Here is a 14,024-nt window from a genome sequence, read left to right as displayed (position 1 = left end):
AATTCCGGCATGCCGGTGTGGCAGGACAAGCTGTTCATCGGGCTCGCCCGCTCGGCGGCCGATGCGACGGAGTATTTCCAGATCCCGACCGGACGCGTCGTCGAGATCGGAACGCAAGTGACGATTTAGGGCATGTCGCGGTTGAGAAGAATCGGTGCTGTCACATTGAATGAGCGTTAAGGAAATTCAGGTAGCAGCGCGCCCGGCACTGTAAGTTTCAGCGGCTTGATGCAGCGATAGCTGGCCGGGACGGCTGTCACGCTGTGGCGACACACGCGATTTTGTTCAGATTTGCATGGGGGTGTTACGCAGGTCTCGATGTTGAGCCGATGACAGCGCATTGCAGGGAAAGTGAGCAGGTCGGCAATCGGATCATGGATGGAAACGAACCGCTGAAGCTGGCGTGCCGACTTGAAGCGTTTCATGATCCTTTCGCGTCGTCGGGTCGGCTGGTGCGAATTTTCCGCTCGATTATTCAGGCCTGTGTGCGACCGGTGTTCGACGCCGGGCATGAGGTCGCGCATGGCGGCATCATAGGATCGGAGCTTGTCGGTGATCATGATCCGTGGTGTCCGCCCTTGAGCTTTCAGCAACTTGCGCATCAGACGCTTTGCCGCCTTGGCATTTCGGCGGCTTTGTACCAGCACTTCGAGGACGAAGCCGTCCTGATCGACGGCACGCCAGAGCCACTGCTTCTTGCCACTGATAGCCACGACACATTCGTCGAGATGCCATTTGTCGCCCAGGCAGCCGGCTGATATTGATCTCCTGGGCGAAATGCGGTCCGAATTTCTCCGCGCAGCTTCGAACGGTCTGATGCGTGACGATGATGCCGCGGGCCGCCAGCATGTCCTCAACCATGCGCAGGCTGAGCGGAAAGCGAAAGTAGAGCCATACCGCGTGCGCAATGATCTCGGGGGAAAGCGGTGGCGACCATAGAGCGGACCACGAGCAACTTCTGACATGGCCCAATGTAAGCACATCTTCATAAGCTGTCGGTTGACTTTACGGTGCCGCGCCAGCGAGCAGCATCCGGCCGGCGGGGCCGACCCCGTCTCCCGGCCGTGAGCAGAACGGCATCACGCAGGGGCCGCTTGATCCTCGACGCGGCCAGCCTGCTTTGCCGTTACCGCCGCCGCCGAAAGCGCCAGGCGTTGCCGCCAGGCGCCGGTCCGCCGGCAGCGGTTCGTCTCCACCGATGATCCGATTGCCAACCAATTCCACTTTCCCCCATACCTGCGTAACGCCGCTATGCAAATCTGGACAAAATCGCGTGTGTCGCCGCAGCATGACAGCCGTCCCGACCAGCTATCGCTGCATCAAGACGCTGATATCTTTACAGTGCCCGCACGCCTCTCGCGCGCCAACGGCCAGTCGGTGTCGCGAATTGAGGCGCGCTGAAGCCGTCCGGCTCAGCCGATCATGGCGCTTCGGTTGCCGGGTTCGAGGTCTGGCCTCTGCCGCTGCGCGATTCTAGCAATTGCGCCTTGGAGAGCTCTGCTTCAGCCTCGGCGAGGCATGGCTCGGCTGCGGTTCTCTGCCGCAGAAGGTCCGATTGCGAATTCTTGACGTTGTCACGACGTAGGCGAGCGGCCTTGGCGAACGTCGGATAAGCGAAATGATTGACATCGGAGATGCCGCCCTTCGTTTCCTCGGCGTTTATCTGGAACTCCAGTTCTCGCGCCATGCGTTCGAAATCGGCAATCATGATGTCTAGCTGGTGCAACTGTCGTCGCTTCTCATTCACCTGAAATTGCTTCAGTCGGACCAGATTACCTCGTGGCTTCATGACTCGGTACTCCGGTACCCATTTCGTCCAATCAAACCGCTCTCTCCCCTTGACGTTAGGCCTACAGCGACTCTCACGTTTTCTGCTGCGAGCGGAAACATATTTTCCAAAATCCTTGGCCGATGGCTATGAGTTCAATGCATCGACAAGCATGCGAGCGGGGGACTTAAGGGGCGGTAAAAAAAGGCGGAATAGGGCGATTTTCACAATGTCTGCATATGAACGCGTTGAGACCTGCGGCGGGCTTGACACACAAAGCAATCGTCAAGATTTGCGACATGGACGCCGGGGGGCATGAATACGCCCGCCGTCAGCTACACGCCCCCCGATTTCCGCCGCCTATTATCGCCCACGCGCTCTGGCTTTATTTCCGGTTTCCGCTGAGCCTGCGCCTGGTTGAGGAAATGCTGCTGGAACGCGGCATCGTGGTTTCGTATGAGACAAGTCGCCGGTGGGGCATCTAAGTTCGGGCTGGACTGCGCTCGCTGCTTGCGCCGCAAGCCGCCGTGCCGGAATGATGTCTGGTACCTGAACGAAGTGGTCGTCACCATCGCCCGGCAAAAAGCTTTGGTTGTGGCGCGCCGTCGACCAGGATGGATATGTGCTGGACGAAATCGTGCAAAACCGCCGCAACACCAAGGCCGCCAAGCGCTTGCTGACGCGGCCGTTGAAGAAGCAGGGGCTCGCGCCGAAGCGCATGATCACCGACTAGCTGCGCTCGTATGGAGCGGCAAAGCGACAGGTGATGCCGGACGTCAAGCACCGGTCGCACAAGGGGTTGAACAACGGAGCGGAGAATTCCCATGTGCCGCCGCGAAAACGGGAGCGGATGATGCAGAGGTCCGATCGCCGGGAGGCCTGCAACGCTTCGTCTCGACCTTGTCAGCCCTCCGCAACCTCTTCGTCCCGCCCCAAACGTTCTGCTCTCGCCATACATGTTCATCGCCTCAGCGCGATGGCGCTGGTGATATCACGACGCGTTTGTACCGCTCGACCTACGCCACAGGTGCCGACGCTGTGACGAGCTTCGTCGGTCGCGTGTCGAGTGACGGCACCGGGGACAATTATCGTCGACCGCAGTCCATTGCCCAGACCAAGGCGCTTCTCGGCGTCGGCACGATGGCAAATCGCAGCGTCACGATCTCGGCCGCTGCCCCTTCTGGCGGCGTGGACGGTGATTTCTGGGTGCAGCCGTAATGGCCCTTTACGTCAAAGCCTCCGGGGTCTGGGGGGCGGCTAGCGCCGTATGGGTGAAAATCTCAAGCCTCTGGACCAAGGCTCGACAGGTCTATGTGCGCAGCTCGGGCGTCTGGGAGAAAATGTTCCCGATAGATCTGGTCTTCAATGGCACTCACGAAGACTCGACTGCCAACGACCGTTTACACCCACACCAGCATTCCGCTTCTTGTCGCGCCACACGCTAATCGTCGTGTCATCGTGACAACTGAGACCACTGACACCGAAGTGCAGTGACCGTCAACAGTATGACGATTGGGGGTGTGGCTGCCACCCTTCTCGCTCAGGTGGAAAGCATCTTCAATTCTGGTGTGGTCTATCTGTCAGTGTGGTCGGCCCTCGTGCCAACCGGTACGACGGCAACGATCGTGACCACGTATAGTGAGAGCGTGTTCCGTGACTACATGTCGGTCTATACGACCACCAATTGGGATGGTGTGGTGGGCACTGTTGCCTCTGACAACAATTCAACGGGTGGCCTGACAACGACCGTCAGCATTGGTGCCCTGGGCGCAGCGATCGCAATTGCGGGCAACGCCACCAAGGGGGCATCGGCACTGCGACATGGACCGGGCTGACCCAACAGTTCTCAAACACACCAGTCACGAATAGAAACCACAGCGGAGCAATGGCAATAGCTACCGCCGCCCAAGCTGCCCTCACCGTAACCTGTGCCTACAGCACTACTCCAGCACTTGTCGCACTGCTGGTGGTTCCGCGGTGCGCAACTCCTGACTGGCGACGGCGTCGGCGACATGCCTTACGGACTCGTATTGCCAGAGCTTGTAATCGTCGACAAACCAGCCAAGTCGGCTCTCGATCGCCGTAGCAAGCTCGTTATAGTCGAGGCTGTCGAGGCCGAGATCCCGCATTCTGGTTGTCATCGACACCTCTACTTTTTCGGCAACTAGAGCGTTGAGGGTTTTGATAACCAGTTGTTCAATTTCAAGTAATGTCATAGCTAATACATGCCTTTTGCTTGCAGATTCAGGTAATGCAACCCTGATCGGGGCGCAACCCCCAAAACGAGGTGTGCCGTTGAAACATGTTCTTGTCATTGACGATGATGCCGCAATGCGGCGCCTCATCGCCGAGTATCTCACGATGCATGCCCTGAACGTAACCGCAGTCCACGATAGCAAGCAGTTTGACTATGTTCTTTCACGTGAGCCAGTCGATCTCGTGGTTGTTGACCTTAACCTAGGCCGGGAGGATGGACTTGCGATCGTCCGCAATCTGGCGACAAAATCGGATGTTCCTATCATAGTGATCAGCGGCGACCGGCTTGATGAGGCGGAAAAAGTGGTTGCACTGGAGCTCGGCGCAACCGATTCATTCCCAAGCCTTTCGGGATGCGCGAATTCTTGGCCCGCATTCGAGTAGCGCTACGCCAGCGCATTTCTAGTCCGCGAACCAGAGAGCAGCGCTCATTTCGCTTTGGGGCCTGGAAGCTCAGCGTGAAGCAGCGGCGACTGATCTGTGCGGAGCGTGGCGAGGTCAAGCTTACCGCATGTGAGTTCAATCTCTTGATCGCATTTCTGGAGAACCCCCGCAACGTGCTATCCAGAGAACGGCTTTTGCTCGCGAGCCGTGTCCGTGGAGAAGAGGTGTACGATCATCATGCGCTTGCGCCGAAAGCTGGAGGCTGATGCGGCCAACCCTCGCCTGGTCAAAACATCCCGTGGCGCAGGGTACTTCTTCAACGCTGACGTAGATGTTAGCTACGGAGGCACGTTGGCCGCGTGACAGTGAGCTATGCTGGAGATTGGGGTGACGAGGCTGATCAAGCCTTCCAACAGTACCAGCCTGATCAATTACAGCGAGAGCTACCGGTCCGGAGATCGCATCAGCGCCTCTGTCGTCAAGAGAGCTGTTCTGCTTGACCCCAGCCATGGAGCTCAACGCCCCGCGTCGGAGCGCTCCCTGCTTCTGAAGGAAGCCATTAGGTCCGCTCGGGCTTGATCGGAGGCTTGGCTGATGGACGTCGTGGTTGCTTCGCTCAGTTGCCGCCCCATGGCGCGGCTTTGCGGATTATCAGTCCTCTGCCTCTTCGCCGGTCTCAACAGCGCTGTGTAATGTTCATTGTTTATGATGACGCCCCCGCTGTTCACGAGGTTGCTCCTGTCAAGTGTACTCGTCAGTCCGTCCTGGGCCTCACGCTTCTTGCCCAAGTGCCGTTCAAACGGCGCTGGCGCGACTTGTTGAGCTCGAGAGATGGGTCCCTGCTCTCCTGCGTGGCCATGAGCTTGTGCCGCGGTCTGCGCAGCGGCGTCCCCAATGGCACGAGCCTCCATGCCGACTGCGTCTTCCGGACGAGCAGCAAGGGCAATTTCGCGCCCGAGTGCGAACTTCCGGACATGAGTTAGTGCACTGATGTCAGCGGTTTTCATATAGCGCTTGGCATCTTCATCCAGCGACCGCTCGTGAAGCCGATCCGCAATCCCCGGCTTTTTGTTTTCAACCAGGCATTGACTGAAACGTCTAAGAGCAGACCCATAGACCTCAACGGTACGGGGTTTCGGCCCGGTCGGCGCTGCCTCGTACGCTTTGATGAGAGCCGCTGTGTACTCTCTGATGAGCACGGCGTCGGCAGGGTGGGGATTCAGGGCAGGGCGGCCCACCACTGGCGCTCCGCCCGCCCACGTCTTGAGACGACCCAGTGACCCAGCCACGGCCGAGGGGCCGCCACCCCAGATCTCGTACTCCTTGCGATCCCGATCCAGCGACGAATCGTGAAGCCGATCCGCAATCCCCGGCTTGTTATTTTCAACGAGCCAATGACCAAAGCCGAAAAGAATATCTACATGGCGCTTGACCGTGATCTCCCCGACCTTACCGGCATAGAGTGCTGACCTCAGCCCTTCGACAAGGGTCGCATCGTTGGAATAAAGAGGACCCTTGTCGGGACCGGAGACCACTTTTGGGCGATCTGGCTGCACCGCCGCCGGCACAGAACGAGCATGGTCACGCAACTCGGACGGTGCGGGGGGATTCAGATCAACCACTGACGAATCCGGCGCATGATGATGGCGCGCCGTTGAGTGACCCGGCTGCAGCACCGAGGCACCCAGCATCGACCCACTGCCTCCGGCGTACGGCGCCGCGGCGTGTTCTTGTCCGCTCCCTTGCATCATGGGCTGCGCCTCCCATGGCAATGCACCCACTTGATGGGTGGGGGCCTGCATCAGCACGCGAGCGCCTGAATTGCCGATCTCGCTCAGCTGCGGCTCAGTGGCAACGTCCTGCAGACGACTGTTCGGGGTCCTTTGCCTCTTCGCTGGTCTCAACTCCGCTGTATCATGCTCACGGTTGATGAGGACCTCCTCGCTTGGTAGCTGGTTGCTCCTGTCCTGTGCAGCGATCCGCTCGTCCGGCGCGCGCTGGTCGCCGTCGCGCCAGCTCAGGGGACGAAAGGACCCTGCGGGATCCGAGGCTTGGTGATGGGGCCCAGTTGGCACGAAAGACGATGCCAGAACAGCGTCGTCTTCATTAGCTTTCCCAGGGGGGAGATACTCTGGCCAACTGTATTCCTCCTGCGGCCCGCTGCGCTGCGCAGCGGCGTCCCCCTTGCTCTCAAGACTTTGAAATTTAAATAGGTCCCCGGGAGCAACGTCTGGCGCTGACTGGCCGAGCCGCTTGATCTGCTGGTGAAACGTCCCAACGGGGCTTTCCTTAACCGCGTCTCGGGCCTGTCGGTCCATGAGTTCAAAGTTCGTAAGATTATTTGCCGTTCCGAATGTATTGTCACCCCTGAGGCGGGTTTGTAGTGCCTGCCGATTGACGACGAGGTTGTTGAGGTTCAGGTTATCTGGCTGCGATTGCAATCGCCCAACCAGCGCCCGCGTGCCGTCCACCACGTAGACTCCGCAATCCACCACGTTGCTCTGCTGGGCGATGCGGGATACGCCCACGCGGGTCTCCAGGCTGGCGCCCAGATTTTCTGCGAGCTCTTTTGCAAGCGTGTCATTGCATCCGTTGTAGGAGTCATAATGATAGGCAACCGGCCGTTCCCGGTCGCTGCGATCAACGAACAGCAGCGACCAATGGGTGCCGCGCTCCGCAAGAGTCTTACCGCCATCGCTCACTGGCACGAACAGGAAGTCGGCTGTGTCGTTACCGTTCTGATTATGGACGATGCGCTGGAATGCGCTTAGCTTGTCGCTCTCGGAGCCCAAGCGCAGATGATAATTGGCTACGAGGGGATCCACGAACCGCGTCCGGGCGGCGAGATCTGGATTGTTCCCCTGCAACTCCTGCTCCAGGAGTTGGTAATCCCTCTGGATATGTTCGTCGCCTAGCCATTCCAATGCGCCGAGCACCCGCCCGTCTTTAGCTTCCCCAGGGAGCTTCTCTGGCCGACCCAATGCCTCCTGCGTCCCGCTGCGCTGCGCAGCGGCGTCCCCAATGGCACGAGCCTCCATGCCGACTGCGTCTTCCGGACGAGCAGCAAGGGCAATTTCGCGCCCGGGTGCGAACTTCCGGAGATGAGCTAGTGCACTGATCCTCCGGTTACCACCGGAGTTCACATAGCGCTTGGCATCTTCATCCAGCGACCCCTCGTGAAGCCGATCCGCAATCCCCGGCTTTCTGTTTTCATGCAGGTATTCACTGAAACGTATAAGAGTAGATCCATAGACCTGAATGGTACCGCGATTCGGCCCGGTCGCAGGCGCTTCTTTGTACTCTTTGATGAGAGCCGCTGTGTAATCTCTGATGAGCGCGGCGTCGGCAGGGTAGGGATTCCGGACAGGGCGGTCGACCACTGGCGCTCCGCCCGCCAACGTCTTGAGACGACCCAGTGCTCTAGCCACGATCGAGGGGCCACCCCTGCTCTCGTACTCCGAGGGGCCACCCCTGCTCTCGTACTCCTTGCGATCCTGATCCAGCGACGATTCGTCAAGCCGAGCAGCAAATCCCGGCCTGTTATTGTCAAAGAGCCAACGACCAAAGCCGAGAAGAGAATTTACATGGCGCTTGACCGTGCTCTCCTTGACCTTACCCGCGTAAGCTGACCTCAGCCCTTCGACAACGGTCGCATCGTTGGAATAGAGGGGACCCTTGTCGGGACCGGAGACCACTTTTGGAGGATCTGGCTGCACCGCCGCCGGCACAGAACGAGCATGGTCACGCAACTCGGACGGTGCGGGGGGATTCAGATCAACCACTGACGAATCCGGCGCATGATGATGGCGCGCCGTTGAGTGACCCGGCTGCAGCACCGAGGCACCCAGCATCGACCCACTGCCTCCGGCATACGGCGCCGCGGCGTGTTCTTGTCCGCTCCCTTGCATCATGGGCTGCGCTTCCCATGGCAATGCACCCACTTGATGGGTGGGGGCCTGCATCAGCACGCGAGCGCCTGAATTGCCGATCTCGCTCAGCTGCGGCTCAGTGGCAACGTCCTGCAGACGACTGTTCAGGGGCCTTTGCCTCTTCGCTGGTCTCAACTCCGCTGTATCATGCTCACGGTTGATGAGGACCTCCTCGCTTGATAGCTGGTTGCTCCTGTCCTGTGCAGCGATCCGCTCGTCCGGCGCGCGCTGGTCGCCGTCGCGCCAGCTCAGGGGACGAAAGGACCCTGCGGGATCCGAGGCTTGGTGATGGGGCCCAGTTGGCACGAAAGACGATGCCAGAACAGCGTCGTCTTCATTAGCTTTCCCAGGGAGCTCGCGCCCGAGTTCGGACTTCCGGAGATGAGCTAGTGCACTGATCCCACCGGAGTTGTTATAGCGCTTGGCATCTTCATCCAGCGACCCCTCGTGAAGCCGAGCCGCAATCCCCGGCTTTTTGTTTTCAACCAGGTATTCACTGAAACGTCTAGGAGCAGATCCATAGGTCTGAATGGTAGCGGGATTCGGCCCGGTCGGCGCTGCCTTGTACTCTTTGATGGGAGCCGCTGTGTAATCTCTGATGAGCGCGGCGTCGGCAGGGTCGGGATTATTCAGGACAGCGGCGCGGTCCAGCACTGGCGCTCCGCCCGCCCACGTCTTGAGATGACCCACTGCTCTAGCCACGTCCGAGGAGCCACTCTTGCTCTCGTACTCCTTGAGATCCGGATCCAGCGACTCCTCGTGAAGCCGAGCAGCAAATCCCGGCCTGTTATTATCAAAGAGCCAACGACCAAAGCCGAGAAGAGAATTTACATGGCGCTTGACCGTGCTCTCCAATGCTGACCTCAGCCCTTCGACAATGGTCGCATCGTTGGAATAGAGAGGACCCTTGTCGCGACCGGAGACCCCTATTGGAGGATCTGGCTGCACCGCCGGCGGCACAGAACGAGCAGGGTCACGCAACTCGGACGGTGCGGGGGGATTCAGATCAACCACTGACGAATCCGGCGCATCATGATGGCGCGCCGTTGAGTGACCCGGCTGCAGCACCGAGGCACCTAGCCTCGACCCACTGTCTCCGGCGTAGGGCGCCGCGGCGTGTTCTTGTCCGCTCGCTTGCACCATGAGTTGCGCCTCCCATGGCGATGTATCCACTTGAGGGCCGGGATCATGCACTGGTTCGTCCATTTGCTTTTGCAACCGAGCCCACCTTTCGGCCACCGCGGCCTCGCCAACCGCGGAGGGCGTCTCCTCAGCCCTGGCGAACGCTGGCCCGGCAGGCGCCGCCGGCACAGAACGAGCATGGTCACGCAACTCGAACGGTGCGGGGGGATTCAGATCAACCACTGACGAATCGCGCGCCGTTGAGTGACCCGGCTGCAGCACCGAGGCACCCAGCATCGACCCACTGCCTCCGGCGTAGGGCGCCGCGGCGTGTTCTTGTCCGCTCCCTTGCGTCATGAGTTGCGCCTCCCATGGCGATCGTAGAAGGTCCGCGTGCGGAATCGAGTCGAAATATCCCGACAAATCAGCGTCGACCTTCTGCTTTTGCAACCGAGCCCACCTTTCGGCCACCGCGGCCTCGCCAACCGCGGAGGACGTCTCCTCAGCCCTGGCGAACGCTGGCCCGGCAGGCGCCGGCGGCACAGAACGAGCAGGGTCACGCAACTCGGACGGTGAGGGGGGATTCAGATCAACCACTGACGAATCCGGCGCATGATGATGGCGCGCCGTTGAGTGATCCGGCTGCAGCACCGAGGCCCCCAGCATCGACCCACTGCCTCCGGCGTAGGGCGCCGCGGCGTGTTCTTGTCCGCTCCCTTGCACCATGAGTTGCGCCTCCCATGGCGATGTATCCACTTGAGGGCCGGGATCATGCACTGGTTCGTCCATTTGCTTTTGCAACCGAGCCCACCTTGCGGCCTCCGCGGCCTCGCCAACCGCGGAGGGCGTCTCCTCAGCCCTGGCGAACGCTGGCCCGGCAGGCGCCGCCGGCACAGAACGAGCATGGTCACGCAACTCGAACGGTGCGGGGGGATTCAGATCAACCACTGACGAATCGCGCGCCGTTGAGTGACCCGGCTGCAGCACCGAGGCACCCAGCATCGACCCACTGCCTCCGGTATGCGGTGCCAGGTGCTCGTCCCCCAGCATCATGGGCTGCGCCTCCCATGCCAATGCACCCACTTGATGGGTGGGGGCCTGCATCAGCACGCGAGCGCCTGAATTGCCGATCTCGCTCAGCTGCTTAGCTTTCCCAGGGGGCTTCTCTGGCCGACCCAATGCCTTCTGCGGCCCGCTGTGCTGCGCAGCGGCGTCCCCAATGGCACGAGCCTCCATGCCGACTGCGTCTTCCGGACGAGCAGCAAGGGCAATTTCGCGCCCGAGTGCGGCGTACGGCGGGAACTTCCGGAGATGAGCTAGTGCACTGATCCACCGGTTACCACTGGAGTCCAAATAACGCCTGGCATCTTCATCCAGCGACCCCTCGTAAAGCCGAGCCGCAATCCCCGGCCTGTTGTTTTCATGCAGGTATTGACTGAAACGTCTAAGAGTAGCCGCATAGTCCTGAGTGGTTTTGGGATTCGGCCCGGTCGCAGGCGCTCCCTTGTACTCTTTGATGAGAGCCGCTTTGTACTCTTTGATGAGCACGGCGTCGGCAGGGTCGGGATTCAGGGCAGCGCGGCCCACCATTGGCGCTCCGCCCGCCGACTCTTTGAGACGACCCAGTGCTCTAGCCACGTTCGAGGAGCCACTCTCGCGCTGGTACTCCTTGAGATCCTGATCCAGCAACGGATCGTCAAGCCGAGTAGCAAATCCCGGCTTGTTATTATCAAAGAGCCAACGACCAAAGCCGAGAAGAGAATTTACATGGTCCGTGACCGTGCGCTCCCCGACCTTACCGGCATAGAGTGCTGACCGCAGCCCTTCGACAACGGTCGCATCGTTGGAATAAAGAGGACGCTTGTCGCGACCGGAGACCACTACTGGAGGATCTGGCTGCACCGCCGCCGGCATAGAACGAGCATGGTCACGCAACTCGAACGGTGCGGGGGGATTCAGATCAACCACTGACGAATCCGGCGCATGATGATGGCGTGTTTCCCCGGGAACAACGTCCCGTACGAACACCGAGTCTGGGTTGCCTTGGTCCGGCGCGACTGGAGCCAGGGCTCTGTCGTGCAACGCTCGCGCTGACTGGCCGAGCCGCTTGATCCGCTGGTGAAACGTCCCAACGGGGCTTTCCTTAACCGCGTCTCGCGCCTGTCGGTCCATGAGTTCAAAGTTCGTGAGATAATTTGCCGTTCCAGATGTATCGTCACCCATGAGTCGGGTTTGTAGTGCCTGCCGATTGACGACGAGGTTGTTGAGGTTCAGGTCTGGCAGGTCTGGCTGCCATCTTTGCAATCGCCCAACCAGCGCCCGCGTGCCGTCCACCACGTAGACTCCGCAATCCCACTCGTTGCTCTGCTGGGCGATGCGGGGTAAGTCCACGCGGGTCTCCAGGCTGGCGCCCAGCCTTTCTGCGAGGTGTTTTGCAAGCTTGTCATGCCATCCGCTGACGGAGTCATAATGATAGGCAACCGGCCGTTCCCGGTCGCTGCGATCAACGAACAGCAGCGACCAATGTTTGCCGCGCTCCGCAAGAGTCTTACCGCCATCGCTCACTGGCACGAACAGGAAGTCGGCTGTGTCGTTACCGTTCTGATTATGGACGATGCGCTGGAATGCGCTTAGCTTGTCGCTCTCGGAGCCCAAGCGCAGATGATAATTGGCTACGAGGGGATCCACGAACCGCGTCCGGGCGGCGAGTTCTGGATTGTTCCCCTGCAACTCCTGCTCCAGGAGCTGGTAATCCCTGTGGATATGTTCGTCGCCTAGCAATTGCAATGCGCCGAGCACCCGCCCGCTGGGGTCGCCGAAAACACCAAAAAACCCTTCGACCGCGGGGGACATCCCCTCAGGAAAGAGCTCTGGCGAGGCGGAATTCCCCGCCCGCAAGCTGGGAGGAGCGAATTCCGGTGGCCTCAGTGGCACCTCCTCGCTTGGTAGCAGGTTGCTCCTGTCCTGTGCAGCGATCCGCTCGTCCGGCGCGCGCTGGTCGCCGTCGCGCCAGATCAGGGGACGAAAGGACTCTGCGGGATCCGAGGCTTGGTGATGGTGCCCAGTTGGTACGAAAGACGATGGCAGAACAGCGGCGTCTTCATTAGCTTCCCCAGGGAGCTTCTCTGGCCGACCCAATGCCTTCTGCGGCCCGCTGTGCTGCGCAGCGGCGTCCCCAATGGCACGAGCCTCCATGCCGAGTGCGTCTTCCGGACGAGCAGCAAGGGCAATTTCGCGCCCGAGTGCGGCGGACGGCAGGAACTTCCGGAGTTGAGCTAGTGCAATGATCCTCCGGTCACCACTGGAGGCCTTATAGCGCTTGGCATCTTCATCCAGCGACTCCTCGTGAAGCCGAGCCGCAATCCCCGGCTTGTTGTTTTCAACCAGGTATTCACTGAAACGTCTAAGAGTAGCTCCATAGTCGTGAATGGTTTGGCGATTCGGCCCGGTCGCAGGCGCTCCCTTGTACTCTTTGATGAGAGCCGCTTTGTACTCTTTGATGAGCACGGCGTCGGCAGGGTCGGGATTCAGGACAGCGCGGCCCACCATTGGCACTCCGCCCGCCGACTCTCTGAGACGACGCAGTGCCACAGCCACAGTCGAGGAGCCACCACTGCTCTCGTACTCCTTGAGATCTTCATCCAGCGACTCCTCGTGAAGCCGAGCAGCAAATCCCGGCTTGTTATTTTTAAAGAGCCAACGACCAAAGCCGTAAAGAGAATTTACATGGCGCTTGACCGTTTCCTCCTTGGCCTTACCCGCGTAGAGTGACCTCAGCCCTTCGACAACGGTCGCATCGTTGGAATAAAGAGGACGCTTGCAGCCGCGACCGTCGGAGACCACTACTGGAGGATCTGGCTGCACCGCCGCCGGCACGGGGGAACGAGCATGGTCACGCAACTCGAACGGTGCGGAAGGATTCAGATCACCCACTGACGAATCCGGCGCATGATGATGGCGCGCCGTTGAGTGACCCGGCTGCAGCACCGAGGCACCTAGCATCGACCCACTGCCTCCGGCGTACGGCGCCGCGGCGTGTTCTTGTCCGCTCCCTTGCATCATGGGCTGCGCTTCCCATGGGGCCGCGCCTTCGATGAGGCTCAGGTCTCCGTGAGACGGATGAGGATGGAACGGGTCTGGCAGAGCCGGAACGCCGGGGGCGGGAATTTGGGCAGCGGCTTGGCGCGCCTCGCCCGAGCGCTGCTCAAAGCCCTCTTGCCCGGCCTGTGCCGCTTGCTCTTGAGATGCCGGGGGCTGCACCTGCCGCCAACCTGTTACATTGGATAGGTCAAATTTGTGCCGGTTCACGTTAGCCTCACGTCCACAGATCAGCTGAGCAACCTACTCGGGCATACTTACGAGAAGCTGACGAGGTCCGCGGTCCCGGAGCGGGTAGGCCTAATTTTCTGCGCGCCGATTGCGCTGGCGCGACGTAGCCCGGCCTTTTGCCAGCTCGGCAGCTACGGCTCGCAAAGAGCGTCGTAAGGCTTGCGGAGCCGCCCCTCAGCTCCCGTCGAGGAGCAATCCACAATTCACATATTTGGAGATGGCTCGCTGGTTTACCG

6 protein-coding genes and 4 pseudogenes are annotated in these 14,024 nt (G+C 60.3%); 5 read left to right on the top strand and 5 right to left on the bottom strand.

Annotated elements, in window-relative coordinates; genetic code table 11:
- A partial coding sequence (locus tag NKJ58_RS31540) for a KUP/HAK/KT family potassium transporter (RefSeq protein ID WP_502902349.1) occupies positions 1 to 129 on the top strand: 129 nt, incomplete at its 5' end.
- A gap of 156 nt (positions 130 to 285) precedes the next feature.
- Here NKJ58_RS31540 and NKJ58_RS27815 read toward each other — a convergent pair.
- From NKJ58_RS27815 to NKJ58_RS27805, 3 genes and pseudogenes are all read right to left on the bottom strand, one after another.
- Positions 286 to 965 (bottom strand): annotated as a pseudogene (locus NKJ58_RS27815) (IS6 family transposase).
- Positions 966 to 1,020: 55 nt separating this feature from the next.
- Positions 1,021 to 1,178, bottom strand: a pseudogene (locus NKJ58_RS27810) (DUF1403 family protein); the annotation flags it as partial.
- Between the two features lie 242 nt (positions 1,179 to 1,420).
- The gene (locus NKJ58_RS27805; protein ID WP_502902346.1) at positions 1,421 to 1,708 is read right to left on the bottom strand and encodes a flagellar export protein FliJ; all 288 of its coding nucleotides are present in this window, start codon (positions 1,706 to 1,708) and stop codon (positions 1,421 to 1,423) included.
- 375 nt (positions 1,709 to 2,083) lie between these two features.
- Between NKJ58_RS27805 and NKJ58_RS27800 the strand changes: the two are divergent.
- The 3 genes and pseudogenes from NKJ58_RS27800 (at position 2,084) to NKJ58_RS27790 (ending at position 3,603) form a co-directional block, all read left to right on the top strand.
- Positions 2,084 to 2,810, top strand: a pseudogene (locus NKJ58_RS27800) (IS6 family transposase).
- On the top strand, positions 2,807 to 2,986 hold the full coding sequence (locus tag NKJ58_RS27795; protein WP_031194388.1) for a hypothetical protein: 180 nt from the start codon (positions 2,807 to 2,809) through the stop codon (positions 2,984 to 2,986). The pseudogene NKJ58_RS27800 and the gene NKJ58_RS27795 overlap by 4 nt, the downstream one beginning before the upstream one ends.
- Positions 2,987 to 3,258: 272 nt before the next feature.
- Positions 3,259 to 3,603, top strand: a complete 345-nt coding sequence (locus NKJ58_RS27790; protein ID WP_352854314.1) for a hypothetical protein — start codon at positions 3,259 to 3,261, stop codon at positions 3,601 to 3,603.
- 105 nt (positions 3,604 to 3,708) lie between these two features.
- On the opposite strand, the gene NKJ58_RS27785 is transcribed toward NKJ58_RS27790, so the two are convergent.
- Positions 3,709 to 3,984, bottom strand: coding sequence for an acyl carrier protein (locus NKJ58_RS27785; protein ID WP_352841784.1), 276 nt, complete (start codon positions 3,982 to 3,984; stop codon positions 3,709 to 3,711).
- Between the two features lie 79 nt (positions 3,985 to 4,063).
- Here NKJ58_RS27785 and virG point away from each other — a divergent pair.
- Positions 4,064 to 4,771: pseudogene (gene virG / locus NKJ58_RS27780) on the top strand (two-component system response regulator VirG).
- 152 nt (positions 4,772 to 4,923) lie between these two features.
- Here virG and NKJ58_RS27775 read toward each other — a convergent pair.
- The gene (locus NKJ58_RS27775) at positions 4,924 to 13,767 is read right to left on the bottom strand and encodes a Ulp1 family isopeptidase (RefSeq protein ID WP_352854313.1); all 8,844 of its coding nucleotides are present in this window, start codon (positions 13,765 to 13,767) and stop codon (positions 4,924 to 4,926) included.
- Positions 13,768 to 14,024 lie beyond the last annotated feature (257 nt).

Source organism: Mesorhizobium sp. M0139 (assembly GCF_040322455.1).
GTDB lineage: Bacteria > Pseudomonadota > Alphaproteobacteria > Rhizobiales > Rhizobiaceae > Mesorhizobium.
Note: the sequence above shows the minus strand (reverse complement) of the source record. Positions and strands in the feature narration are given on the sequence as shown.

Excerpts from the sequence above, each read along its gene's own strand:
- NKJ58_RS27805 (WP_502902346.1), bottom strand. The coding sequence starts at position 1,708 with ATGATTGCCGATTTCGAACGCATGGCGCGAGAACTGGAGTTCCAGATA.
- NKJ58_RS27785 (WP_352841784.1), bottom strand. The coding sequence starts at position 3,984 with ATGACATTACTTGAAATTGAACAACTGGTTATCAAAACCCTCAACGCT.